The organism is Nocardia sp. NPDC049737 (genome assembly GCF_040674755.1).
Lineage (GTDB): Bacteria > Actinomycetota > Actinomycetes > Mycobacteriales > Mycobacteriaceae > Nocardia.
Window position 1 is genome coordinate 37,989 of the sequence record NZ_JBFANH010000006.1, and the last position, 24,238, is coordinate 62,226.

At 65.6% G+C, this 24,238-nt stretch carries 16 protein-coding genes and 2 pseudogenes; 12 read left to right on the forward strand and 6 right to left on the reverse strand.

Annotated features, from left to right (window positions below; translation table 11 throughout):
• Positions 1–22: 22 nt before the first annotated feature.
• A pseudogene (locus AB0J47_RS10535) lies at positions 23–181 on the reverse strand (helix-turn-helix transcriptional regulator); the annotation flags it as partial.
• 91 nt (positions 182–272) lie between these two features.
• Here AB0J47_RS10535 and AB0J47_RS10540 point away from each other — a divergent pair.
• Positions 273–911: a phosphatase PAP2 family protein gene (locus AB0J47_RS10540; RefSeq protein WP_364343233.1), complete on the forward strand. Its 639-nt coding sequence runs from the start codon at positions 273–275 to the stop codon at positions 909–911.
• On the opposite strand, the gene AB0J47_RS10545 is transcribed toward AB0J47_RS10540, so the two are convergent.
• On the reverse strand, positions 908–2,866 hold the full coding sequence (locus AB0J47_RS10545; RefSeq protein WP_364343236.1) for an acyl-CoA dehydrogenase: 1,959 nt from the start codon (positions 2,864–2,866) through the stop codon (positions 908–910). The two genes, AB0J47_RS10540 and AB0J47_RS10545, sit on opposite strands and share 4 nt — an antisense overlap.
• A gap of 230 nt (positions 2,867–3,096) precedes the next feature.
• Between AB0J47_RS10545 and AB0J47_RS10550 the strand changes: the two genes are divergently transcribed.
• Genes AB0J47_RS10550 through AB0J47_RS10560 form a run of 3 tightly spaced genes read left to right on the forward strand, consistent with a single transcriptional unit; the run spans position 3,097 to position 6,298 of the window.
• Entirely contained in the window at positions 3,097–3,732 is a 636-nt protein-coding gene (locus AB0J47_RS10550) for a TetR family transcriptional regulator (protein WP_364343239.1), read from the forward strand.
• The gene (locus tag AB0J47_RS10555) at positions 3,732–4,664 is read left to right on the forward strand and encodes an ABC transporter ATP-binding protein (RefSeq protein WP_364343242.1); all 933 of its coding nucleotides are present in this window, start codon (positions 3,732–3,734) and stop codon (positions 4,662–4,664) included. Before AB0J47_RS10550 ends, AB0J47_RS10555 begins: the two co-directional genes overlap by 1 nt.
• Positions 4,661–6,298 carry an ABC transporter permease gene (locus AB0J47_RS10560; protein ID WP_364343245.1) on the forward strand — a complete coding sequence of 546 codons (1,638 nt, stop codon included), beginning with the start codon at positions 4,661–4,663 and terminating at the stop codon, positions 6,296–6,298. Before AB0J47_RS10555 ends, AB0J47_RS10560 begins: the two co-directional genes overlap by 4 nt.
• Positions 6,299–6,410: 112 nt before the next feature.
• Here AB0J47_RS10560 and AB0J47_RS10565 read toward each other — a convergent pair whose 3' ends face one another.
• The gene (locus AB0J47_RS10565) at positions 6,411–7,181 is read right to left on the reverse strand and encodes an AraC family transcriptional regulator (protein ID WP_364343248.1); all 771 of its coding nucleotides are present in this window, start codon (positions 7,179–7,181) and stop codon (positions 6,411–6,413) included.
• Between the two features lie 77 nt (positions 7,182–7,258).
• On the opposite strand from AB0J47_RS10565, the gene AB0J47_RS10570 reads away from it, so the two are divergent.
• The 3 genes from AB0J47_RS10570 (at position 7,259) to AB0J47_RS10580 (ending at position 12,952) form a co-directional block, all read left to right on the forward strand.
• The gene (locus AB0J47_RS10570; protein WP_364343251.1) at positions 7,259–9,184 is read left to right on the forward strand and encodes an ABC transporter ATP-binding protein; all 1,926 of its coding nucleotides are present in this window, start codon (positions 7,259–7,261) and stop codon (positions 9,182–9,184) included.
• Complete coding sequence (locus AB0J47_RS10575) at positions 9,181–10,917, forward strand: ABC transporter ATP-binding protein (RefSeq protein WP_364343254.1); 1,737 nt, start codon at positions 9,181–9,183, stop codon at positions 10,915–10,917. Before AB0J47_RS10570 ends, AB0J47_RS10575 begins: the two co-directional genes overlap by 4 nt.
• 112 nt (positions 10,918–11,029) lie before the next feature.
• A complete protein-coding gene (locus tag AB0J47_RS10580; RefSeq protein WP_364343257.1) occupies positions 11,030–12,952 on the forward strand; it encodes a VWA domain-containing protein in 1,923 nt (640 codons plus the stop codon).
• A 27-nt stretch (positions 12,953–12,979) separates the two neighbouring features.
• Here AB0J47_RS10580 and AB0J47_RS10585 read toward each other — a convergent pair whose 3' ends face one another.
• Complete coding sequence (locus AB0J47_RS10585; protein WP_364343260.1) at positions 12,980–13,834, reverse strand: TIGR03619 family F420-dependent LLM class oxidoreductase; 855 nt, start codon at positions 13,832–13,834, stop codon at positions 12,980–12,982.
• Positions 13,835–13,981: 147 nt separating this feature from the next.
• On the opposite strand from AB0J47_RS10585, the gene AB0J47_RS10590 reads away from it, so the two are divergent.
• Both AB0J47_RS10590 and AB0J47_RS10595 read left to right on the forward strand, forming a co-directional pair.
• Complete coding sequence (locus AB0J47_RS10590; RefSeq protein ID WP_364343262.1) at positions 13,982–15,526, forward strand: threonine/serine exporter family protein; 1,545 nt, start codon at positions 13,982–13,984, stop codon at positions 15,524–15,526.
• 92 nt (positions 15,527–15,618) lie between these two features.
• Positions 15,619–16,281 carry a biliverdin-producing heme oxygenase gene (locus AB0J47_RS10595; protein ID WP_364343265.1) on the forward strand — a complete coding sequence of 221 codons (663 nt, stop codon included), beginning with the start codon at positions 15,619–15,621 and terminating at the stop codon, positions 16,279–16,281.
• A 23-nt stretch (positions 16,282–16,304) separates the two neighbouring features.
• Here the strand turns inward: AB0J47_RS10595 and AB0J47_RS10600 are convergent.
• A pseudogene (locus AB0J47_RS10600) lies at positions 16,305–16,669 on the reverse strand (sugar transferase); the annotation flags it as partial.
• A 186-nt stretch (positions 16,670–16,855) separates the two neighbouring features.
• Here AB0J47_RS10600 and AB0J47_RS10605 point away from each other — a divergent pair.
• The 3 genes from AB0J47_RS10605 to AB0J47_RS10615 are packed head-to-tail and all read left to right on the forward strand — an operon-like array spanning position 16,856 to position 23,076.
• Complete coding sequence (locus tag AB0J47_RS10605; RefSeq protein ID WP_364343268.1) at positions 16,856–18,526, forward strand: fatty acyl-AMP ligase; 1,671 nt, start codon at positions 16,856–16,858, stop codon at positions 18,524–18,526.
• Between the two features lie 27 nt (positions 18,527–18,553).
• On the forward strand, positions 18,554–18,820 hold the full coding sequence (locus AB0J47_RS10610) for an acyl carrier protein (RefSeq protein WP_364343271.1): 267 nt from the start codon (positions 18,554–18,556) through the stop codon (positions 18,818–18,820).
• Complete coding sequence (locus AB0J47_RS10615; protein ID WP_364343274.1) at positions 18,817–23,076, forward strand: aminotransferase class I/II-fold pyridoxal phosphate-dependent enzyme; 4,260 nt, start codon at positions 18,817–18,819, stop codon at positions 23,074–23,076. Before AB0J47_RS10610 ends, AB0J47_RS10615 begins: the two co-directional genes overlap by 4 nt.
• Here the strand turns inward: AB0J47_RS10615 and AB0J47_RS10620 are convergent.
• On the reverse strand, positions 23,035–24,201 hold the full coding sequence (locus tag AB0J47_RS10620) for a hypothetical protein (protein ID WP_364343277.1): 1,167 nt from the start codon (positions 24,199–24,201) through the stop codon (positions 23,035–23,037). The two genes, AB0J47_RS10615 and AB0J47_RS10620, sit on opposite strands and share 42 nt — an antisense overlap.
• Positions 24,202–24,238 lie beyond the last annotated feature (37 nt).

Sequence of the window (24,238 nt, forward strand, 5' to 3'; positions counted from 1 at the left end):
CGCGCTCGACCACGAGTGCGAGGTGTAATCGCGACCGACAGTGCAGTTTTTGCATCACCTGCCGGACGTGATCGACCACGGTCCATTCCGAGATCTGCAGCTGGGTCGCGATCATTCGGTTCGTCATGCCGGTCGCGACCAGTACCGCGGTTTCGCGCTGTCGGTTGGTGAGTGCGTCCAGCGGCGATTCGACGGGCTGCTGATCCGATCCGGCATCCGACCGTGCGCCAGCGACCGACGGGGTCTGTTCGCGAGTGCCCTATCGTCGAGCGGTGATCGTCAAATGGGAGGGGTGGCTCGGCCGGGTCCGGGCGAACCTCGTCGTGCTGTGCGTGGTGCTCGTCGGCCTCGGCGTCGCGGTCGCGCTGCCGCTGACCTTTCCCCGCGACGGCGCGGCCACCGATCTGGATCGCGCACTCGCCCGGCCGATCCACTCGGCGATGGACGACCATTCCGGTGGCTATGAAGTGCTGGTGATCCCGAGCAACGGCTACATCCTGATCCCGCTATTGCTCGCGGGCGCCGCCTGGTTCGGCTTTCGGCGGCAGTGGCGGCGGGCCGTGGCGATGGTGGTGATTCCCGAGGTCGTGGTCGGGCTCAACAGCTGGGTGCTCAAACCGCTGTGGGATCGACCGCTGCACGATTATCTCGCGTATCCGAGCGGACATACCGTGCATCTGGTCGCGATCGCCGCCGCGTTCGTCGTGCTGACCGACTCGATGCGGGCGCGTGTCGTCACCAGCTTGATCGCCACCGTCGCACTGGTCTGTGCCGCGGTCGGCATGATCGGCCTCGGCTATCATCTGCCGACCGACATTCTCGGCGGTACGGCGGTAGCGATCGCGCTGGTCGTCGTGTGCTGGAAGCTCACCGGACGATTTCTCACGCAGCGGTTGCGCGTCGACTCCTAGATCGACACCGTCGTATGACTGCCGACCCGATCGAACACGCTCGCATCATCCAGCAGCGCCGCACGCAGCATGTTCTCCGGCACCCCCAGGCCCTCGACCAGTGTCAGCGCATCCGGTCGCAGCCGGTCGACCAGTTCATTGACACCGCGACGCACCGCCTTCGCACGCTCGACCGACATGAACCGGTGCATGATGAACCACGCCTGGTTCTCCTCGAGCATCGAGTAGACGTACAGATCGCAGACGGTCTCGGCGAGCTCGCGAGCCGCCGGATCCGCAATCCCGGCAATGCCTTCGATGAACGCCTCGAGGACCAGCCGGTCGATATGCGCGGCGCCCGCGGCGAGGATATGGTCCTGCGCATTGTTGAACGCCTCGAACGGTGCGGTGTCCTTCGCGCGGGCCTGCAGCCGATGTCCGGCGGTGCGCACCAGATAGTCCTCGCGATCGGCGAACAGCTGCAGCTGCACCGAGCGGCGGGACAGGTCGCCGTCGTCGACCGTGTCATCACTGCGGTCGCGCAGCGTCTGAATAAGTTGGCGCACACCGGAGCGCTTGCGCACCACATCACCGGCCATGGTGGCGGCGAAGCGCACCCAGCCCAGCGCGTCCAGATCGCGGATCTCATCGGAGTAGGCGGTGAGCACTTCCTTGGCCACCAATTGCGTGAGCACGACATTGTCGCCCTCGAAGGTGGTGAACACGTCGGTATCGCCCTTGAGCGTGACGAGGCGGTTCTCGGTGAGATAGCCTGCGCCGCCGCAGGCTTCGCGACATTCCTGGATGGCGCGGGTGGCGAATCGGGTTTGTGCGACCTTGAGTCCCGCGGCCCGTTTCTCCAGGGCGCGCTGCGCACCCGGATCGAGGTCCTGACCGGTCTGCACCAGATGCATGCGACGGACCAGGTCGTTCTGTGCGAACGCGAGTGCGTACGACCGGGCGATCAAGGGCAGCAGCCGTCGCTGATGACTGCGGTAGTCCAGCAGCAGGGTCTCCTGGCCACTGTCCGGATCCGAGAATTGGCGACGCTTCAGCGCATATCGCGTGGCAATGCTCAACGCGACCCGGGCACCGGCCGCGGCGGCACCTCCGACGCTGACCCGCCCGCGCACCAAAGTGCCCAGGGTGGTGAAGAATCGGCGGCTCGGATTCTCGATATCGGAGCGGTAGGTGCCGTCCGGTGCGACATCGGCATACCGGTTGAGCAGGTTCTCCCGGGGAATGCGGACCTGATCGAAGGTGATCCGTCCGTTGTCGACACCGAGCAGACCGCCCTTGAGGCCGTCGTCGTAGGTGGTCACTCCCGGCAGATCGGCGCCGCTTTCATCCCGGATCGGCACCAGGAAGCAGTGCACGCCCTGACTCTTCCCCTCGGTGATCAACTGCGCGAAAACCGCTGCCATCCTGGCATGTTCGGCCGCACCGCCGATGTAGTCCTTGCGCGCCGACGGTGTCGGCGAATGGACGACGAACTCCTGGGTCTGCGGATCGTAGGTGGCGGTCGTCTCGAGATTCGCGACATCGCTGCCGTGTCCGGATTCGGTCATCGCGAAACAACCGAGCAGATCCAGTGATATCAGCCGCTTGACCACATCGCGATGCCGTTCGGTCCCCAGGTTTTCCACGGCGCCGCCGAACAACCCCCACTGCACACCCGATTTCACCCACAGCGACAGGTCGGCGTACGCCAACATCTCCAGTGCGACCACTGCCTCCCCCGGTTCCCCCGTGCCCCCGTTCTCGCGTCGGAAACCACGCTCCGCGTAGCCCATCGATGCGATCGCCCGCATCTGCTCGAGCACCCGTGCCCGTGCCGCGCGGTAGTCCAGAGACGGATCGCCGGTGAACTGATCTCCGGCCAGTTGCACCCTGGCCTCGGCGCGTACCGCGCGCCATGGGCCGTCGAGTGCGTCGCGGAGGTGGTCCGATGTCGAGACGTTCTCGGTGTCAGGCATACCCCGACAGTAGCGTTTCGCGGGCATCCGGCGGGCCGTTCGAACAGAGCGGATGCTCCGGACATCGACCGCTGCCGGAGGTTTGACCAGCGGATTCAGTCCGCAGAAACAGCATGACACGACATCTTCGTAAAGTTCTTGCTTTACCATTGAACGCGTGTTTAATATACTAAACATGTGTTCAACCAGAGAGCCGTATCGCAAGGACCCGCCGAACTAGGAGGCGCCGCGTGACGCCGGCCCCGAATTCGGATCTCAGCACCGCAGCCCGCATTCGCGACATCGCGATCGAGGTGTTCGGTGACAACGGATTCCAGGTCGGAGTGCGCGCGATCGCCGCAGCGGCCGGTGTATCCCCCGGACTGGTCAACCATCACTTCGGCTCCAAGGACGGCCTGCGGGCCGCCTGCGACGAGCGGGTGTTGGAGTTGATCCGGGACCAGAAGTGGAAGACCGCCACCGAGACGAACGTCGCGAAAAGCATGCTCGCGGCCATGTCCGAGATCGAGACATACGGCCCGCTGGTCGCCTACATGGTGCGCAGCCTGCAGGCGGGCGGGCCGTTGGCCGAGTCACTGCTCGAGCACATGATCTCCGATGCCGAGGAGTACATCCAGGCAGGCGTCGAGGCGGGCACCATCAAACCGAGCCGTGACCCGGCCGCGCGGGCCAGATATCTGACGACACTCAATGTCGGCGCGACCGTCCTGTACTTCACCCTGCTGCAAAACCGCGGCGAAAAGCTCGACTACCGCAAGCTCGTTCGCTCCTTGACCGAGGAGTTCGTGCTGCCCGCCGCGGAGCTCTACACCCAGGGATTCCTAACCGACCCAACGATTTTGGACACCCTTACCAAGGAGACCTGATGTCCGACATCATCGAAGTTCGCGATCTGCACAAGAACTTCGGCCACTTCGCCGCCCTGAACGGGCTGGATCTCGCGGTCCGCGAGGGCGAAATCCATGGCTTCCTCGGCCCGAACGGCGCGGGTAAGTCGACCACCATCCGCATCCTGCTCGGCATCCTGCAGGCCAGCTCCGGCGAAGTCCGCCTGCTCGGGCGCGATCCGTGGACCGATGCGGTCGAGCTGCACCGTGAAATCGCTTATGTACCAGGGGACGTCACACTATGGCCGTCGTTATCCGGCGGGGAAACCATCGACCTACTGGCCAGAATGCGCGGGGAAATCAATGCGCAGCGCCGTGCCGAATTGATCGAGCGATTCGATCTGGATCCGCGCAAGAAGGCGCGCACCTATTCCAAGGGCAACCGGCAGAAGGTCGCATTGATCTCCGCGCTCGCCTCCGATGTGCGCCTGCTACTGCTCGACGAACCGACCTCAGGTCTGGATCCGTTGATGGAACAGGTTTTTCGCGAATGCGTCGAGGAGGCCAATCAGCGTGGCACCACGGTTCTGCTGTCGAGTCACATCCTGTCCGAGGTGGAGGTGCTGTGTGACCGGGTGACCATTATCCGAGCCGGACGTACCGTCGAGAGCGGATCGCTGTCGGATATGCGGCACCTTTCGCGTACCTCCATTACCGCCGAATTGCTCGGCGACCCAGGCGATCTCAGCCGAATCACGGGTGTCGAGGACATCGAACGCGATGGTTCGACGCTGCGCTGCCAGGTGGACGGCGAACATCTCGGCGAGTTGATCCGGATCCTCGGCGATGTCGGAGTGCGCAGCCTCACCAGTGCGCCGCCGACGCTGGAGGAACTGTTCATGCGGCACTACCACGTCGACGGCGCGACATCCGAGCAGGCCAGGGCGACCATGGAGAAGGTGGGATCATGACAACCGCAACCGCGGGCGGCAGGCATTACGCCACACCCGCCGTGCGCGGATCGGCCGACTTCGCCGGTACCGGGCAATTACTGCGACTGTTGCTGCGCCGCGACCGAATTGTGTTGCCGCTGTGGGTACTTGCTTTCGGACTGCTGCCCGCCGCCTATGTCGGCAGCGCCAAGGCCGTCTACACCACGCAGGCCGACCTCGATCATGCCGCGAAGTCGGTCATGGAAAGCCCGGCGCTCGTTGCCATGTACGGGCCGGTCTTCAGCACCGATCTCGGCTCGGTCGGACTGTGGAAGGCCGGGCCGTTCTACGCGATGATCGCGATCGCGACAATCCTCACCGTCATCCGGCACACCCGGGTCGAGGAGGAGACCGGTCGCGCGGAATTGGTCGGCGCCACCAGCATCGGCCGCTATGCCGGGTTGACCGCCGCCATGATCATGACGGCGACCGGCTGTCTGATCGTCGCCATCCTGAGTGCCCTCGCGCTCTCCGGCAGTGACCTACCCGCCGCCGGTTCGCTGGCCTACGGTGCAACTCTCGGCTGTTCCGGTCTGGTCTGGGCCGGGGTCGCCGCGATCGCGGCGCAGGTGAGCGTGGGCGCACGGGTCGCGCGCGGGGTGGCGTTCGGGACACTCGGCACGGCCTTCGCGCTGCGCGCGGTCGGCGACGCCGGAAACGGTGTGCTGTCGTGGTTTTCGCCGCTCGGCTGGTGTATCAATCTGCGGCCGTATGCGAATGAGCGCTGGTGGGTGTTGATTCCGCTGCTCACCGTCGCCATTGTTACCACCGTCGCCGCGTATATGCTTCTGCGGCAACGTGATACGGGCTCGGGCCTGCTCGCCGAGCGACCCGGCGCGCCGGTAGCGGCGCCCACGCTCTCCGGTCCATCCGGACTGGCTTGGCGGCTGCAGCGGGGCTCGCTGCTGGCCTGGTCCGTCGGTTTCCTGCTCTACGGATCGCTGATGGGCGGCGCCATCAACAGCGTCGGCGATATGCTCGACAACAGTAAGCAGGTCCGCGACGTGATCAACCGGATGGGCGGCACCGATATGCTGCAGAATTCGTTCATCACGTTCGCCCTCAGCATGCTGGCCATCGCGGCGTCGGCCTACTCGATCTCGGCCGTGCTGCGGCTGCACGAGGAGGAATCCAGCCAGCGCGCCGAGGCCACGCTGGCCGGTTCGGTGAGCCGTGAACGCTACGCGATGAGCCACATCGGCATCGCGCTGCTCGGACCGGTGGTGCTGCTGTTCCTCGCGGGTGCGGCGGTCGGAGTCATCTATGGCATCTCGGATGGCGATCTGGCGGGCAAGGTGGGCGACTGCCTCGGCGCGGCGGCAGTGCAACTGCCTGCGGTGTGGGTGCTTACCGCCATCACTGTGGCGGTCTACGGTCTCGCGCCCCGCTATACGCCGGTTGCCTGGGGCGTGCTGAGCACGATGATCATCATCTTCGTCGTCGGCGCGCTCGACGGGCTCCCCCAGTGGACGCGCGATCTGGTGCCCTTCACCCACCCGCCGAAGCTGCCCGGCTCATCCTTCGAGGCCACGCCGATCCTGTGGCTGCTCGGGATCGTGGTCGTGCTGCTCGGGGTCGGGATCGCGGGCTTCCGCCGCCGCGATCTGCGCTGAGATTCGGACCAGTGCCCCGCAACGAGTTCACCGCTCGTTGCGGGGCGCTGTTGCGCGTTCGGAGTCGTCGAGGAACCGCCACGCGGTGTCTGGCCAGAATCGGAGGCGCAGGCTAGGTTCCGAGGTCGAAGCGGATACCGGAACGTAGCAGCGCGGTGGCGGACAGCCCGAACATGCGGTGGAAAGTTTCGCTGAAGTGCGACGGGGTGGCGAAACCGGCATCTGTGGCGCATCGGGTGAGATCGCGGCCGTCCGCGGCGTCTCGCAGTGCGTGGATGACCCGGGCCCACCGCTGGTAGCCGCGAAATGTGGTGCCGCTGCGCTGGGCGAACAAGCGGAGAAAATGGGGGGTGGACAGGCCCAGGTTCGCGGCGACCGCATCGGCACGGAAGGTGCGATTCGGATCCCGGCGGATCGCGGTGGCGACCCGCTCGATCCGCGGATCGGCAATCGGCGCCCGACCTGCACTGGCCCGAGCGAAGATCTGGTCCGGATCCACGTCATCGCCACGGCACAGCTCGACGAGCTCCTGTTCCCGTCGGTGGCCGAGACCGTAAGGCCCGGTGGTCACCGTCATCTCGTCCGCGATGGCGGTTGCCGGCGCGCCGGCGGGATCGACGAACAGCAGCAGGATCCACTCTCCCGGTGCGAGGACGCGGTGCACCGAGTGGGCGGGGGCGAACGAACTACCGGTGCGTACGTCCCCGTGTGCGGCTGTCTCGAGGATGAACGGCCCATGCAGGCCCACGCTGAGCACCGCTACCGAGACCGAATGCGGGTCTACGCCCAGCTCTGGCCCGATGTACCCGACATGCCCCGGCCGCAGCCACACCATCGGCGATATTGCCGGACCGCATATTTCCGAAAGCGCACCCACCGTCACAGCTGCCAGGGTATCGCTGCGTCGTTCGGAACACAGCGGCCGATGAAGAGCATCACGAACAGCCCGGAGGGCACATCATGCGAGGCAAAGTTCCCCTTGCTGGAGCAGCGGTCGGTGAACAGTTCGTCGAAGACGGGACAGCAATGACCACCATCGACGTTGCCGAGACGAGAGAGCAGTCCCCACCATCACCCGATGCCGATGCCGTGGCGGGCCACAGCGTGGCCGGGTTGCTGCGTCCTTATCTGGGGAGTTTCGGCGCTCTTGTCATCTTTCAGGCGATCGGTGCTGTCGCGGGTCTGGCGCCTTTGCTGGCTGTTGTCGAATTGGGTCGAATTTTTTTGTCGCCCTTACCGATCGATCACGGTCACGTCTGGATCGTCGTGATAGCGGGTGCGGTCGGGTTGTTGATCCGGCTGTTGTTCACGGCCGCATCATCGGGAATCGGGCATATTGTCGATGGCCGGGTGCAGCTGTCGTTCCGCAGGCAATTGGCGGCACGGTTGGGGCACGTACCTATCGGCTGGTTCTCCCGGCGCCGGACCGGCGAATTGGCAAAGGTGGTGGGTGAGGACGTCAGTGCCGTGCACCCGTTCATCGCCCACGCCCCGGGCGAGCTCATCGCCGCCTTCGTGGTGCCACTGGCGTCACTGATCTATTTGTTCACCATCGACTGGCGGCTCACCCTGATCACGCTGATACCGGTGGTGTTGGCGGTGGCGCTGGTCCCGCTGATGATGACCCCGACGCGGCAGCGCGAGCAGGAAGAGTTCGATGCGGCCATGGGACGGATTTCGAATTCCGTCGTCGAATTCGTACAGGGCATCTCGGTGGTCAAGGCGTTCGGCGGATCCGGGCGCGCGCACAGTAAATTCCGCACGGCCGCAGACGATTTCGTCGCCGCCTTCTACCGGTGGGTGCACGGTGTCTCCGCGATCGCCGCGGGCATGCAGCTGGCACTGTCACCACCTTTCGTGCTGCTGGTCGTGCTGATCGGCGGTGCGGTTCTGATCACCAACGGCGGCATGGCCCCAGCCGATCTGCTGCCGTTCCTGCTGCTCGGACTCGGCCTGACCGCTCCGGTGGCGGCCCTCGGCCACGGCTTCGACGATATGCAGGCCGCCCGGCGTGCGCTCGGACGAATCCAGGAAGTGCTTGCGGTGCAGTCACTTCCGGAGCCCGCGCACCCGGTCGCACCACAGGGGCATCGGGTGGAACTGCGCGAGGTTCGATTCGGTTACGACGACGAGCACGAGGTACTGCGCGGGATCGACCTGGTGCTGGCGCCCGGGACGGTCACCGCGATCGTCGGGCCGTCGGGCAGTGGAAAGTCCACCCTGGTTCAGCTTTTGCCGCGGTTCTTCGATCCGACGCACGGGTCGGTCACCCTCGGCGGTGTCGATCTGCGCGAAATCGGCAGTCGGGAGCTCTACCGGATGGTCTCCTTCGTCTTCCAGGATGTTCGACTGCTGCGCGCGTCGGTCGCGGACAATATCGCGCTCGCGGTACCGCATGCCGACCTCGATGACGTGGTGCGCGCAGCCCGGCTGGCGAATATCCACGATCGAATTCTCGAACTGCCGCACGGATACGACACCGTGATCGATGCGCAGGCGGGATTGTCCGGCGGTGAGGCACAGCGGATTTCGATCGCGCGTGCACTGCTCGCCTACACACCCGTGCTGGTGCTCGACGAAGCGACCGCTTTCGCCGACCCGCAGACCGAACAGGCGGTGCGTCAGGCCTTGGCGACGTTGCAGGGCGATCGGACCATTCTGGTCATCGCCCATCGCATGGAGACGATCGCCGACGCCGACACCGTGGTGATGCTGGAGTACGGGTCCATCGTCGAGCACGGCAGGCCCACCGAACTCCTCGCACAGGGTGGAAAGTTCGCGGCGTTCTGGCAATCACAACGATCGGCAATCGACACCGAAACCCCTTGGGGGATGCCAACCGGCGGGGCGGGTAATTACGGCGCCCCACAAGGAGACGAGCGATGATTCGAATGCTACTGCGCGTGCTGGGACCCGAGTACGCCAAGCCGGTGCGTCGCACCTTGGTCCTTATGACGACGACCGCGATAGCCGAGGGTTTGTCCTACGCACTGCTGGTTCCCGTACTGCGGGAACTGTTCGGGAGCACGCCCGCAGCCGCCCTGCCCTGGCTGATCGCATTCGCGGCCGCCGTCGCGGTCTACGCGGCGCTGCGCTATCGCAGCGATCTGTCCGGCTTCCGGGTCGGGACCACCCTGTTGCGCGGTATGTATCACCGGCTCGGCGACCATCTGGCCCGATTGCCGCTGGGCTGGTACGGCCCGGGCCGTGTCGGGGAGGTGTCCGTCCTGGCCAGCCGCGGTGTGCTGCAGGCGATGAGCGTGATCGCGCATCTGCTGGCCCCGTTCATCTCCGCCGCGGTGACTCCTCTGACAATCGTCGCCGTGATGTTCGCCTTCAACTGGCAACTGGGGTCGGCCGCATTGCTGGCCGCCCCGATCATTGCGGCGATCCAGATCTGGACCGGACGCTCAATGGCCGCCGACGATGCGCAGCGCCACGAACGCGACCACGATGCCACCGGACGCGTCATCGAATATCTCCAGGCCCAACCGGTGCTGCGGGCGGGCGGGCGGACCGCCGAACGCTTCCGGTTGCTCGACGACTCACTGCACGAAGTCCAGCGCACATCCCGCCGCACCACGCTGTCGGCGCTACCGGGCATCTTGGGCCTGGCGATCACGGTGCAGGCGACATTCACCGCCCTACTCACCCTGGGTGCCTACCTCGCCCTCGGCGGAGCTGGGCTACCCGGTCGCTCCGCAACCTCCGCTCCCATCGGCGCGGCAGAGCTTTTGGCGATCCTGGTGCTGGCCGCCCGCTGCGCGGAGCCGCTGCTGTCGCTATCGGAAATCGGCGGCAAACTCCGCAGCGCGCGTTCGGTGCTCGCGCGACTCGAGACGGTATTGCGCACCGAACCGCTACCGCAAGCTCCCGACCCGATCCAGCCGGTGGGTGGTGACCTGGAGTTCGAATCCATCACCTTCCGCCGGGGCGATCGCACCGTGTTCGACGATGTGTCGCTGTCGGTACCAGCGGGCCAACGGCTTGCCGTCGTCGGACCGTCGGGAGCGGGAAAAACCACCCTGCTGCAATTGCTCGGGCGGTTCTACGACGTGGACGCGGGCGCAGTCCGGGTCGGTGGCGTGGATGTACGCGCGATCGCCACCGACGTGCTGATGGACCAGATCGCCATCGTCTTCCAAGATGTCTATCTCTTCGACGGCACCATCGAGGAAAACGTGCGCCTCGGCCGTCCCGACGCCGAGGACGCCGAAGTGCGGGCGGCAGCGACCGCAGCGCGGTTGGACGAGGTGATCGAGCGATTGCCCGGCGGCTGGGCAGCGCATGTCGGCGAGGGCGGCGCACTGCTTTCCGGTGGTGAACGCCAGCGGGTTTCGATCGCGCGAGCACTGCTGAAGAATGCGCCCATCGTGCTGCTGGACGAGGTGACCTCGGCACTGGATCCGGTGAACGAGGCAGCCGTCCACGAAGGTATCGAGCGCTTGATGGCGGGGCGGACGGTCGTGCTGGTCGCGCATCGGCTGCGTACCGTCCAACGCGCCGATCGCATCGTCTTCCTGGACGGCGGCAGGATCGTCGAACAGGGCACGCACGACGAACTCCTGCACCGCGCCGGCCGCTACGCCGAGTTCTGGAATCTCTCCCTGACATCTTGACCAGCCGATACAGACATTCGGGTATGCAAGTGTTCGTGTCACCAATGGGAACACCTACCAGCTGTGGGTAACGTCTGCTCCGTTATCAAAGCGAAATAAGCAGACGAGGCATATGTCGAGGATTACCCGAAGCTTTACCCGGCTGACCGCGGGCGCTGCCGCGGGTTTGATCGGACTTGCCGTGGCGGCGTTGCCCGCGCAGGCACAGCAGAGTCCGGACAACCCGCAGTACGCGCCGACAATGCTCATTCTGGACGCGTCCGGTTCCATGCAGCGCCCCGATCCGGCAGGCACCATGATGGATGCCGCCAAGACCGCCGTGCGAAACTTCGTCGGTTCGGCACCCGCGGAATCCAAAGTGGGGCTGACCGTTTACGGCACGAGCACCGGAAATACCGAGGCGGAGAAGGCATCCGGCTGCCGTGACGTCCGGGTCCTGCACAAACCCGAAACCCTGGACCGGACCGCATTGACCAGCGCGGTCGACGGGATCAAAGCTAGCGGCTGGACACCGATGGGCACGGCACTGCGCCAGGCCGCAGAGACCCTGCCGAAATCGGGACCGCGCTCGATCGTCCTCGTCTCCGACGGCGACGACACCTGCTCCCCACCCGATCCCTGTGAAGTCGCTCGCGAATTGAAAAAGCAGGGGCTCGATCTCATCGTGCACACCATCGGATTCGCCGTCGACGCCAAGGCCCGCGCCCAGCTGACCTGCATGGCGCAGGCCACCGGTGGTACCTACAGCGACGCCGCCGACGGTCCCGCACTCGAACGGACACTGCCGCGCATATCATCGGCCGCCCTGCGCAATTACAAGGCCGTCGGCATACCGATCACCGGCGCGCCGACCTACGCCGCCGCGCCGGTCGCCGCCCCGGGCCAGTATCTGGACACCATCGGGCAGCAGGAAAAGCGCTACTGGGCAGTCGATGTCCCGGCGGGAGCGACCACGTACTTCAGTGGCACCCTGTCCTTTCCGCGACTGCGCGATATTTCCCCGACCGACGATCTGAACGTGCTGCAAATGCGGGTCTACGGTGCGGATGGCGAGGACTGCAATGTCTTCGAATTCGAGAGCTCCACCAAATCCAGCGACGGTGTCGCGCTCACCGTGGCGAAGGCCTTCGACGGTGCGACCAAGGAACGCAAGGGCAACAGCGGCTCCGATAAATGCAAGGGCGGCGGCCGCTACTACTTCCAATTGACCTGGGAGAAGGTATCCGCCGGTGTGCCGGAACGACTTCCGATCGAACTCATCGTCGGTATCGAACCCGCGGTGACCGATGCCGGTCCGGTCGCGGTCGCACCGCCGACGACCTTCGTTGAAGCGAGCGGTGCGGGTACGCCGGTATCCGGCGGCTCATCGTTCACCGTGGCAGGTACGCTGCCGGGCAGCGGTCGCTACACCGATGCGCTGCAGCCGGGTGAATTCGTGTTCTATCGCGTCAGATTGGACTGGGGTCAGGGCCTCGCCTATCGAGTTCGGTTCGGGGCCAACGGCGTTCGCGGACTCGACAACCTCTCCAATATCCGAACCACCCTCTACAGCCCGATCCGCGAGGAGATCGATTCGGACTTCTCCTCCTATACCGGCACCGAGGGTGTCCTGCCGACCAATAAGGCGATAGCCACGGTGCCGATTCGGTACAACAACCGCAAGGCCGACCAGCTGGAGTCACGGCGGGAGGCGGTGGCCGGTTGGTACTACATCGCCGTCAAACTCGGCTCGACCTTCGAACAGGGTGAAAACCGCCCGGTATCGGTGCAATTGGATCTCACCGACACCGACACCAAAGAGAACGGCCCGCAGTATGCGAGCACGATCGGCGAGGGCGTTTTCGGTGAGAATTCCACCGGTGTGAAGACACCGACGAGCCGCACGCCCGGCGCGGCCCCCGCGGTCGCGGAATCGCGGGCGTCCGAATCGGATTCGCCGACCGGTTGGATCATGACCGGTGTGATCTGCGTTGTGATCATCGGCGTGGCCGGTGTGCTGATCGGATTGCTCGTCACACGCAGGCGACGCGGTTAGCCGAAAGCCCGCTGGCACCATCGGGTGTCAGCGGGCTGCTTCGAGACCGAGTTTCCCGGCGAGGCGGGTCAAGTATGCGCGTACGTCATCGGCATCGCGATCCGGCAGACCGAAAACCGCTTCGGTGATACCCAATTCGGCCCACCGCGCGAGTTGTGTGGCATCGTGACGTCCGGCCAGCGCAATGACTTCCGGACTGCCCTCGCGCTCGTGTTCGCGCCAAACCCGGTGCAGCAGTGCGATCTTCTCCCCGAGGCCCTCCTCGGTGGGGGTGGTCAGCCAGCCGTCGGCATTCTTGGCCAGCCAGGTGAACGACTGTTCTGTCCCGGCCGCGCCGAGAATCACCGGAATCCGTTTCTGCACCGGCTTGGGCCAGGACCAGCTCGGCCCGAAATTCACGAATTGCCCCGCGAAGCTGGCCTCCTCCTCTGACCACAATGCGCGCATCGCATCCAGATGTTCACGCAATACCGTCCTGCGCTTATTCGCGGGGACCCCATGATGCGCCATCTCATCGGTATTCCAGCCGAAACCGACGCCGAGGCTGACCCGGCCGCCGGACAGATGATCCAGTGAGGCGAGGGTTTTGGCCAGGGTGATCGGATGGTGTTCGGCGGGTAGGGCGACCGCGGTGGACAGCGTGATCCGGCTGGTGACCGCCGCCGCGGTGGCCAGCGCGACCCATGGGTCCAGCGTGCGCAGATACCGGTCGTCGGGCAGGCTCGCATCCCCGGTGCGCGGATGGGCCGCCGCCCGAACCACCGGGATATGGGTGTGTTCGGGCACGTAGAAGGCATCGAATCCGGCTTGTTCGGCGGCCGCGGCCGCATCGGCGGGCGTAATGCCCCGGTCACTGGTGAACAACACAATTCCGTACCGCACCGTGCACGCTCCCATCTGCAAATTAGAACAAGTTCTATCACTTTTGGCGGCTTCGACCAAGTGTCCGGACATCCGTCCAGCCCTCGAGGCGGTCCCTCGGACCACTGCGGATGCGAACCCGGGCCTCGGTTGACTACGGTCGCGCTCATGGGTCCGGACATATTTCCAGGAGGAGACGACACCGCCCCCGGCGATCAGGCGGCCAGGCGGCCGCGATTGCGCTTCCTGCGAGCGCCCCGCGTTCCGGTCGTCAAACAGGCGGTCGATCTGCTGGTCGCCGACCGTCCGGCCACCGCCGATCACATCGTCGCCGCGCCCACGCCGCTGCAGCCGATCGATCTCACCGACGATGCCCGCGTCGCCGAGGTGCTCGATCTGGCCGTGCGGGTGGGCGAGGTGGTGCTCGCCTCGGGTACGGGTGTCAACGACACGATGACCCAGGTGCGTTTCATCGCCGCCACCTATGGACTGGCGCGCTGCGATATCGACGTCACCTATGACGCGATCAGGATCTGGGCCGACCGCGGTCCACTGCTGCCGCCCGCCAGCAGCATGCGGGTGGTCAAATACCGATCCCTCGACTTCACCCGTTTGGCCGCGGTCGACCGGCTCACCCGCCGCATCCGCAATGAGGTCGTCCCACCCGTGGACGCGCGCGCTCGTTTGGATGCGATCACCTCAGCGCCGCATCCGTACCACCGCTGGGTCGCCACCTTCGGCTGGTCGCTGCTGGCCGCATCGATCGCGGCGCTGCTGGGCGGCGGCTGGCTGGTCGCCGCGGTCAGCTTCGGCACCACCCTGGCCATCGACCGCGTCAATCGCGTGCTGAATCGCTACGGTCTGCCGTTCTTCTTCCAGCATGTGGTGGGCGGCGCCGTCGCGGCGACACCGGCGCTGCTGCTGGCCACCCTGGCGGCAACCCTGCATATCGATGTCGACCCGACGCTGGTCATCGCCGCCGGAATCACCGTGCTGCTCAGTGGTTTGCAGCTGGTCGGTGCGGTGCAGGACGCGATAACCGGCGCGCCGATCACCGCGACCGCCCGCATGCTCGAGGTCATGATGATGACCGGCGGCATTATCGCGGGCATCGCGATGGCACTGCGGATCGGCGATATGCTCGGCGCCACGATCCCACCGGTCTATCTGACCTCCAGCCGCGATATCACCGATCTGCCGATCAAGATCGCGGCTGGTGCGGTGGCCGCGCTGGCGTTCGCACTCGCCTGCTACGCCGAACGCCGCGCACTCGCCGCGGCCGCCTTCGGTGGTGCGGCGGGCACGATCTGTTTCCTGCTCGTACAGCATCTGGGCTTCGGTCCGGTGATCTCCTCCGCGGTCGCCGCGACGCTGGTCGGTCTGGCCGGTGGTCTGATGGCACGGCGGGCGCTGACTCCACCGCTGGTCGTCGCGCTCGCGGGCATCACGCCACTGCTCCCGGGTCTGAAGGTGTATCGCGGGCTGTTTGCCCTGCTCAACGACGAGCTGTTGATCGGAGGCAATCAGGTTCTCGCCGCGGTCGGCGTCGGGTGTGCGCTGGCCGCGGGCGTCACCCTCGGCGAGTGGTTCGACCGCACCGTGCGCCGTCCGCGCATCCTGAGCCGATTCGGCTCGATCCGCCGACCGGTCATCGTGCACCGGCGCCGACTTCCGCGCCATCCGCATCGTCGCGAATCCGGCCGTCGATCATGATGCACCGGTAGCCGGCAGGGGCGGCCGGTATGGTTATACGGAATGGTTAGGGTGCCCAAAGCCAACGTCGGCATCGGTGAGGTGGTTCGGATATGTCGGATACGGTCCCGTTCTCCACGGCGATCCGCACCGCCACTGCACAGCAGCACGAAGCGGCGGAGAACTCTTCGTTCATCAGTGACATGCTCGGCGGCGAACTCGGCATCGACTCCTATCACCGCTACACCGCCCAACTCTGGTTCATCTACCGCGCCTTGGAAGACCGCTGGGACGCCCTGGCCGACGATCCGATCGCGGGTCCGTTCATCCGTCCGGAACTGGCCAGGACCGCGGAGTTGGAACGCGACCTCGCCCACCTCATCGGACCCGACTGGCGTGCTGCCCTCGAAGCGCTGCCCGCCACCGCCGCCTACGCCGCGCGCATCGACGAATGCGCCCGCGAGTGGCCCGCCGGATATATCGCGCACCACTACACCCGATATATCGGCGACCTCTCGGGCGGCCAGGTCATCCGTGGCACCGCCGAGAAGTTGTGGAACCTCCCGCATCGCGGCGACGGTGTGCGGTTCTACGTCTTCGACGCCCTCGGCAATCCGGCGGCCTTCAAACGCGAATACCGCGGCCTGCTCGACCAATTGCCGCTCGACGATCTCGAACGCCGCCGCGTACTCGACGAGGGACAGCGGGCCTTCGCACTGAATACCGCCGTATTCGCCGAACTCGCCGCCGAATTCCCGGCACGGCGCCCCGGCTGAGTCTCAGTACGCCTCTCCGCGCGGGCGACCGCCGCACCAATCGTCTTGGCGATCAACGGCAGATACACGATCATCGACCAGTTCTCGACAGAGGACAGCTCAGGACGCACCGCATCCTCGAACGACAGATCCGAGCGTCCGATCACCTGTCACAGACCGGTGATGCCTGGGTTCACCCGCAGCCTGCGCCGCATATTGCTGTCGTAGATGTCGACCTCGCGCAGTACCTCCGGACGCGGGCCGACCATGCCCATCTCACCGCGCAGCACGTTGGGGAACTGGGGTAGCTCGTCGCGGCTGAACTTGCGATTGGTCTTGCCGATCGGGTGATCGGCGGAGCGTCCTTCATCTTGAAGAACACCGGATTGCCGCCGGTCGCCTCGATGAGCGCCGCGACAGTGCCGGCGGGGCGCCGGGTCATCGGGCGCCCCACTGCTGCGTGGGCATCCTGGGGTGAGAATCGCTCACCCTCGGGTTTGCTGGGCGATCCCTGAGGTTCCTACTTTCGGCGGGGCGGAGCGACGACAGTCATATGTAGTCCCGATGACGTCCATCCCCCGGAGGAATACGCACTATGCAGCCGAGTTACGTCCACCACGTCCGGCAGCAAGTATGCGAATACGGGGATACGAGGTCCTACACATACCTGCGTGAGGCCGGTCGCGAGCTCGTCGAGGAGATTGTCAGCTATCGCGAACTCGATCGCGACGCCAGGGCCGTGGCCGGTTGGTTGGCCGATCGTCCGGAGTCGACGCAGCCCGTTGTTCTCCTCTACCAGGACGGTATGGCGTTTCTGCGGGCATTTCTCGGCTGCCTGTATGCCGGTGTCGTGGCCGTTCCCGCGCCGCTGCCGAACTACGAGCGCAGCGCCGACCGACTAGCGGGCATAATCGCGGATTCCGGCGCCCGGTTGGTGCTCACGACCACCCAGTTCCAGCCACTGGTCGCGGCGACCACAACTGCGGTCGTCGTCGCCACCGACGGCCCGCTCGGCGACCCCGACGCCTGGCAGATGCCCGATATCGACTCCCGGACGATCGCATTCCTGCAATACACCTCGGGATCGACTGGCACCCCGAAGGGTGTCGTCGTGACGCACGGCAATCTCATGCACAACGAGGCGGCCATCGCCGCCGGGGGCGGGCTGGACGATACCGCGACCGGTGTCGCCTGGATCCCGCACTTCCACGACATGGGCCTGATCGGCTTTCTGCTCGGGGCGGTGTACTCCGGCGGGAATCTGGTGTTCATGTCGCCGATGACATTCCTCAAGCGTCCAGTGCGCTGGCTGCAGGCCATCAGCAAGTACCGAGCAACCTACACCGGCGCGCCGAACTTCGCATACGACCTGATCGTGCGCCGAGTAACCGACGAGCAGCTGGCCGATCTCGATCTCAGCGGTCTGCGGTCCGCGTTGTGCGGCGCCGAGCCGGTTCGCGAACGGACCGTGGCGGCGGTAAACGAGCGGTTCTCGGTCGCAGGATTGCAGCCCACGGCATTCCTGCCGGCCTACGGCCTGGCGGAGGTGACGCTGCTCGCCAGCTACGGACGGATCGACGCGGCACCGGTCTACCTCGACGCCGGGCGCGATACCCGGCTCGTCAGCTGCGGACGCGCGGCGCGCGGTCTCGACATCCGCATTGTCGACCCGCACACGCGTAAACAGGTGCCGGACAACACTGTCGGCGAGATCTGGATTCGCGGCGACAGTGTTGCCGCTGGCTATTGGAACTGCCCCGAGGAGACCCGCGAGACCTTCGACGCGCACATCGGTACCGAGGGCCCGTTCCTGCGCACCGGGGATCTCGGTCTGCTGCACGACGAGGAGCTGTTCGTCGCGGGCCGCCTCAAGGATCTCCTGATCATCAACGGCCGCAACCTGTATCCCCAGGACGTCGAGGAACTGGTGGGCGCGCTGCATCCGGCACTCGCCGGCAGCGTCGGCGTCGCCGTATCCGTCGACGCGGGTGGCCGGGAACGACTGGTCGTGCTGCATGGCATCAAGAAGGCACTGCTCGGCGAGGCCACACTCACCGAGCTGACCTCGGCGATCAAAATCGCGGTCGCCCGAGGATTCGATGTGCCCGCGCCGAATGTCGTTCTCGTAGAAACCCGTTCGGTGCATCACACCACCAGCGGCAAGGTCCAACGCAGCTCGATGCGGGCGGCGTTCCTGGACGATCGCGTCGAGGGTGTCCTGCACGAAGATCTCGAACCGGCACTGAGCCGATCACTGACCGTCTGACCGACCCGTATCGCCGAGGAGCCGAATATGTTCGACACAGTCGCCGCCTGCCCGACAACGATCCAGGGCTGGCTCGTGCAGCGCGTCGCGGATTACACCGAACGTGCACCGCACCAAGTGGATCCGGCGGTCCCGCTCGCCGAACTCGGTCTCGACTCGGCTTCAGCGGTGACCCTGTGCGGTGAGATCGAGGACCGGTGGTCACTCGATGTCGACCCGACCCTGGTCTTCGACTACCCCACCATCGCCGATATCGCCGCCCACCTCGCCGCCGAATTCGCCCACGCCGCATGACCGATATCGCCATCGTCGGCCTCGACTGCCGATTCCCGCAAGCACCCGATCCGAATGCACTGTGGCAGATGCTGCTCGAAGGACGAGACGCGATTTCGGAGGTGCCCGCGAACCGCTGGCATGCCGACGACTTCCACGATCCGGCCGGTGCGCCCGGCACGATCAATACCCGCAGCGGCGGATTCATCGCCGACGCGGACGCGTTCGACCACGAATTCTTCGGTATCGCACCGCGGGAAGCCGAAGCGATGGATCCCCAACAGCGCCTACTACTGCAGTCCACCTGGCGCGCCTTCGAAGATGCCGCACTCGACCCTCGGGCGCAGTCCGGCACGCGCACCGGGGTTTTCGTCGGCGTGATGGCCAACGAGTGGGCGAATCTGCAGATGAGCGACTATGCCGCCATCACACCGCAGCACGGTTCGGGCAACGGGTATTTCATGACCGCGAACCGGCTTTCATATCAGCTCGATCTGCGCGGTCCGAGTATCGCGGTCGATACCGCTTGTTCGTCATCGCTGGTCGCGATCCATCTCGCCTGTGGCGCACTGGCTTCCGGCGAATGCGATCAGGCGGTCGCCGGTGGTGTGAACCTCGTTCTCACCCCGGCTGTCGGCGTGTTCTACACCCAGGCGGGTCTGTCCGCACCGGATGCCCGGTGTAAACCGTTCAGCGGCAACGCCGATGGGATCGTGCGCGGCGAGGGTGTCGCCGTGCTCGTTCTACGACGGTTGGCCGATGCGGTGGCCGAGGGTCTGCCGGTCTACGCGGTGATCAAGGGCAGCGCGGTCAACTCCGACGGCCGCAGCAACGGCATCACCGCGCCGAACCGGTGGGCACAGCAGCAGGTGATCACCGAGGCGTATCAGCGGGCCGGAGTACGGGCCGAGGATGTGGACTTCGTCGAAGCACACGGCACCGGAACGATTCTCGGTGACATGATCGAGGTCAAGGCGCTCGGCGCACTGCACGGGACCGACCGAGCCGAACCCTGCGGTATCGGTTCGATCAAGGGCAATCTCGGCCATACCGAGGGCGCTGCCGGTGTCGCCGGACTGATCAAGGTCGCGCTCGGTCTGCACCACGGTATTGTCGCGCCGACGAGATTCGCCGCGCAGGAAAACCCCCGGCTGCGGATGAGTCACCATGGTCTGCGCTTGGTCGCGGAACCGATGCCGCTGCACGGACCGGCACTCGGCGGGGTCAGCAGCTTCGGGATCGGTGGCACGAACGCGCACATTGTGCTGGCTAGCGCACCCGCGAAGTCAGCTCCGGCGGCGTCCGGCGGTGGCGTGCTCACGCTGTCATCGAATGACCTGGATGGGTTGCGTCGCAATGCGCTTCGGCTCGCCGACGCATTGGCGACGGTGCCGGAGGATCGGTTCGCACAGCTGTGCTGGACCAGTAACCAGGTCAAATCTTCCGGACGCACGCGACTGGCGATCGTCGCGACCGATCGCGCCGACGCTATCGCACGCCTGCGGGTCGAGCCCGAAATCGGTGTGGCACAAGCGGTCGGCACCGGTTGGATGTTTACCGGTCAGGGCTCGCAGTTCGCCGGGATGGCACGGGCATTGGAGGCGACGAACCCATCGTTCCAGCACGCCCTCTGGGCAGTCGATGATTGCATGTTCGACCACCTGGATCGCTCGGTGCGCGATCTGCTGCTCGATGAGAGCACCGATATCGACCGCACCGACCTCGCACAACCCGCCATCTTCGCGATGGAATACGCACTCGCCCGCTCACTCGCCGACGCGGGCGTGCGGCCCACATGGCTCATCGGCCACAGCATCGGCGAATTCGCGGCCGCGGCCGTCGCGGGCGTTTTCGACCTCGACGACGCGTGTCGACTGGTGGTCGCGCGCGGTCGGCTGATGCAGCGGTTGCCCGAGGGCGGCGCGATGCTCGCCGTTCGCGCGGACGAGGACCGGGTTGCCGATCTGATCACCGACGAACCCATGGTCGCGATAGCCGCCGTCAATGCGGGCACGGAACTCGTGCTTTCCGGTCCCGGCGCCGCGCTCGACCGGATCCGGGGCACACTCGAGGCACACGGGGTGAACACCAAGGCGCTCAACGTTTCCCATGCGTTCCACAGTCCATTGATGGCACCGATGCTGGCCGAGTTCGAAGCTGTCGCCCGTCGCTGCACCTACCGGACACCGAGCATTCCCATCTACTCGACCGTGCGCGGCCGACTGCTCGACGAGTCCGAGGCAATGGATGCCGCGTATTGGACCGAACACATCCGTGCGACAGTACGTTTCGCCGACGCCGTCGAGGCCGCGCTCGACACCGAGCCCAGCCATATCATCGAGATCGGACCGCGCCGGATCCTGACCGCCCTGGTCAGCCGGATACGGCCCGAGATGACACCGCGCTGCCTCGTGCCGAGCCCCGGACCGGCGGCGACCGGCACCGAATTCGCGCAAACCGTTGCCGCACTGTATCGCGACGGTTTCACCCCCGATTGGGATCAGCTCTACCGACCGGCGCAGCGTGTCCGGCGCCGCCTACCGACCTACGAGTTCTCGACCGCACACCGATTCTGGGTCGAACCCCCCACCCCCACAACGACTTCCACGACTCCTGAGGCAACAACCACGATGGATCAATTGATCGCACTTTTCCGCGAGCAGGCCGCCGTATTGGCCAGTGTCGCAACGGCATCCACCGAGATACGCACGCCGCTGCCGGATACCGACCGGTCGTCCGTCAGCCCGGAGACGGTCGCTGGCATCGTGCGCGCGGAGATGGCCAGAGTCAGCGGCTTCGCGGCCGACCGATTGCGGGACCACCAGACGATCACCGATGGGCTCGGGCTCGATTCGATCATGCTCACCGACCTGTTCGGCGGACTCGTCCGCAAACTCCCCGGACTGACCATCGATCCGAGCTGGTTCACGGCGGCGACGACGCTGGGGGATGTCATCGGCTACGTCGCGGATCAGGTCACCGGTGCGCCCACTCCCGCCGCGCCCGAACCCGAACCGGAGCGCGTCGCCGTCGCGCCGGAGTATCGGATCTCGGAGTTCACCGAGGTGCGGGCGATCGCCGATCGGCTCTCCGGTGCCGAGGCACTCGGGCTGTCGAATCCGTACTTCCTGATCAATGACGGCGTCACCCGGGACACCTCGGTGATCGACGGCGCACCGGTGCTCAATTTCTCCAGCTATAACTACCTGGGCCTGTCCGGTCATCCGGCGGTCGTGACGGCCGTGCAGGATTCGGTCGCCCGCTATGGCAGTTCGTGTTCGGCCAGCCGCGTGCTCTCCGGCGAGAAGCCGGTGCACCGCGAGCTCGAGGCCGAACTCGCCGGTTTGCTCGGCACCGAGGATGCGATCGCACTCGTCGGCGGCCATTCGACGAATGTCACGATCATCGGACATATCGTCGGACCGCAGGATCTGGTGATCCACGACAGCCTCGCGCACGACAGCATCCTGCAGGGCTGCAAACTCTCCGGCGCGACGCGGCGGCCGTTCCCGCACAACGACCACGCGGCGCTCGACCGGCTGCTCACCGAGATCCGGCACCAGTACCGCCGTGTGCTGATTCTCATCGAGGGCGTCTACAGCCAGGACGGCGATATTCCGGATCTGCCCGCGATCATCGAGGTCAAGCGGAAGCACCGGGCGCTGTTGATGATCGATGAGGCCCATAGCATCGGTGTGCTCGGCGCTGGTGGTGGCGGTATCGGCGAATACTTCGGCGTCGATCGCGACGACGTGGAATTGTGGTCCGGCACAATGTCGAAGGCGCTGGCTGGCTGCGGCGGCTATGTGGCGGGTAGCGCCGAACTGATCCGCTTCCTCAAATACACCACGCCGGGATTCGTCTATAGCGTCGGCATGACCCCGATGAATGCGGCCGCGTCGGTGGCGGCGATCCGCCAGCTGCGCGCCGATCGGGCTCCGCTGAATCGCCTGCGGCACAACGCACAACTGTTCCTGCGGCTCGCTCACGATGCCGGTATCGACACCGGCGACAGCGCGGATACCCCGATTATCCCGTGCATCATCGGCGACTCGATGCAGACGTTGACACTGTCGAACGCGCTGTTGCGTCGCGGCATCAATGTCAACCCGATCCTCTACCCAGCGGTCCCGGAAAATCTTGCCCGCCTGCGCTTCTTCGTTACTGCCTGTCACACCGAGGACCAGATTCGCGACACGGTCAAGATCCTCGCCGAGGAGCTGGCCCTGCTTCGGTCAGCCGGCCGAGCCGAACTCACTACCGATTTCGGCGAATAACACCGGGGCATCGGCACCGAAGGTGACCGCGGCGGTATGCAGCGCTTCTATCGCCGCGGTCAACGCGTCCGGATCCATCGCGTGCTCGATGACGCTCAATGCGAAGTGGGGGCGATGCACGGGACCGATATCGAAGGGACTCGTCTGCGAACGCCTGGACGCGCCGAGGGTTGCGACAAGTTGGCGCGACCTGTCCTCGGCAGGTCCGAACTCCTCCTCATCCAGACGCGCGAAGGCGGTTGCCATGTCATCGAATGGCGGGGGCAACGGTCGCCCCTCGTTCAATGCCGTCAATGCCGGTGCCACCCAAGCTCTTTCGGCGATACCCGCCAACTCGCAGGCCTTGACCGCGCACCGTCGAGCCAGCCGCCGCAAGGTCGGCTCATCCATGACGGCGATCGCCTCGGCGAGCGGGCGGTCGAACCGCGCTAGTTCCGCGGCCGAAAAGTGTTCGCTCAGTTCCGCTATCGGTTCGCCATTCCATTCCGTGCGCGCCATCTCCGCCTCGAGGTCAGCGGCCGGGATGCGTCGCGAACCCGTGGAGTCCATGAGGAGAACCCACTGCTCATCCACGAAATCTTCCGCCGCGTTTCGCTCGGAAATCGGCACATCTTCCGGGATGCCGTAGCCGGGCATATCCCACTGCCGGTGCGGCAGGAGATCACCACCGTCGTCGGGCCACAACCGAATCCGCCAGATATCACCGGGCGTCGTGGTCCCCGGCCATCCGTAGCTCACGAATCCGCGACCGCTGACTTCGATCAGATAATCACCGGGCGGCACCGGACACGGATCGGCCCAGGTACCCGGCGGCGACGAGATAGTCAGCGTCCCATCGGAATCCACGCTCAACCTACCCTCGCAAACTTGCTGCCAGTCGTCGCGATCGTTCGGCGGCCTGCCATCCCACACCTGCACCGTTATCGACATCTCGAAGTTGTTCTGATGCGGACTCAGCACGAGCAGAGCGGTGCCGTCGCCCGCGCACGGCCGCTGCGCACATGCCTGATCGAGTAGGTCGAGTTCGCTGTCCGGATCGCCGAAACCGCCGTCTATGCAGAACTGGCCGTAATCCATCATCAGCTGGACGGTATGCTCGGCAATCCGGTTCACCCCGTTTGTCATTCGGTCATCCTGGCATCGCGGAGCCGATCCGCGAACT

Excerpts from the sequence above, each read along its gene's own strand:
- AB0J47_RS10545 (WP_364343236.1), bottom strand. The coding sequence starts at position 2,866 with ATGCCTGACACCGAGAACGTCTCGACATCGGACCACCTCCGCGACGCA.
- AB0J47_RS10555 (WP_364343242.1), top strand. The coding sequence starts at position 3,732 with ATGTCCGACATCATCGAAGTTCGCGATCTGCACAAGAACTTCGGCCAC.
- AB0J47_RS10560 (WP_364343245.1), top strand. The coding sequence starts at position 4,661 with ATGACAACCGCAACCGCGGGCGGCAGGCATTACGCCACACCCGCCGTG.
- AB0J47_RS10570 (WP_364343251.1), top strand. The coding sequence starts at position 7,259 with ATGCGAGGCAAAGTTCCCCTTGCTGGAGCAGCGGTCGGTGAACAGTTC.
- AB0J47_RS10575 (WP_364343254.1), top strand. The coding sequence starts at position 9,181 with ATGATTCGAATGCTACTGCGCGTGCTGGGACCCGAGTACGCCAAGCCG.
- AB0J47_RS10580 (WP_364343257.1), top strand. The coding sequence starts at position 11,030 with ATGTCGAGGATTACCCGAAGCTTTACCCGGCTGACCGCGGGCGCTGCC.
- AB0J47_RS10590 (WP_364343262.1), top strand. The coding sequence starts at position 13,982 with ATGGGTCCGGACATATTTCCAGGAGGAGACGACACCGCCCCCGGCGAT.
- AB0J47_RS10595 (WP_364343265.1), top strand. The coding sequence starts at position 15,619 with ATGTCGGATACGGTCCCGTTCTCCACGGCGATCCGCACCGCCACTGCA.
- AB0J47_RS10605 (WP_364343268.1), top strand. The coding sequence starts at position 16,856 with ATGCAGCCGAGTTACGTCCACCACGTCCGGCAGCAAGTATGCGAATAC.
- AB0J47_RS10610 (WP_364343271.1), top strand. The coding sequence starts at position 18,554 with ATGTTCGACACAGTCGCCGCCTGCCCGACAACGATCCAGGGCTGGCTC.
- AB0J47_RS10615 (WP_364343274.1), top strand. The coding sequence starts at position 18,817 with ATGACCGATATCGCCATCGTCGGCCTCGACTGCCGATTCCCGCAAGCA.
- AB0J47_RS10620 (WP_364343277.1), bottom strand. The coding sequence starts at position 24,201 with ATGACAAACGGGGTGAACCGGATTGCCGAGCATACCGTCCAGCTGATG.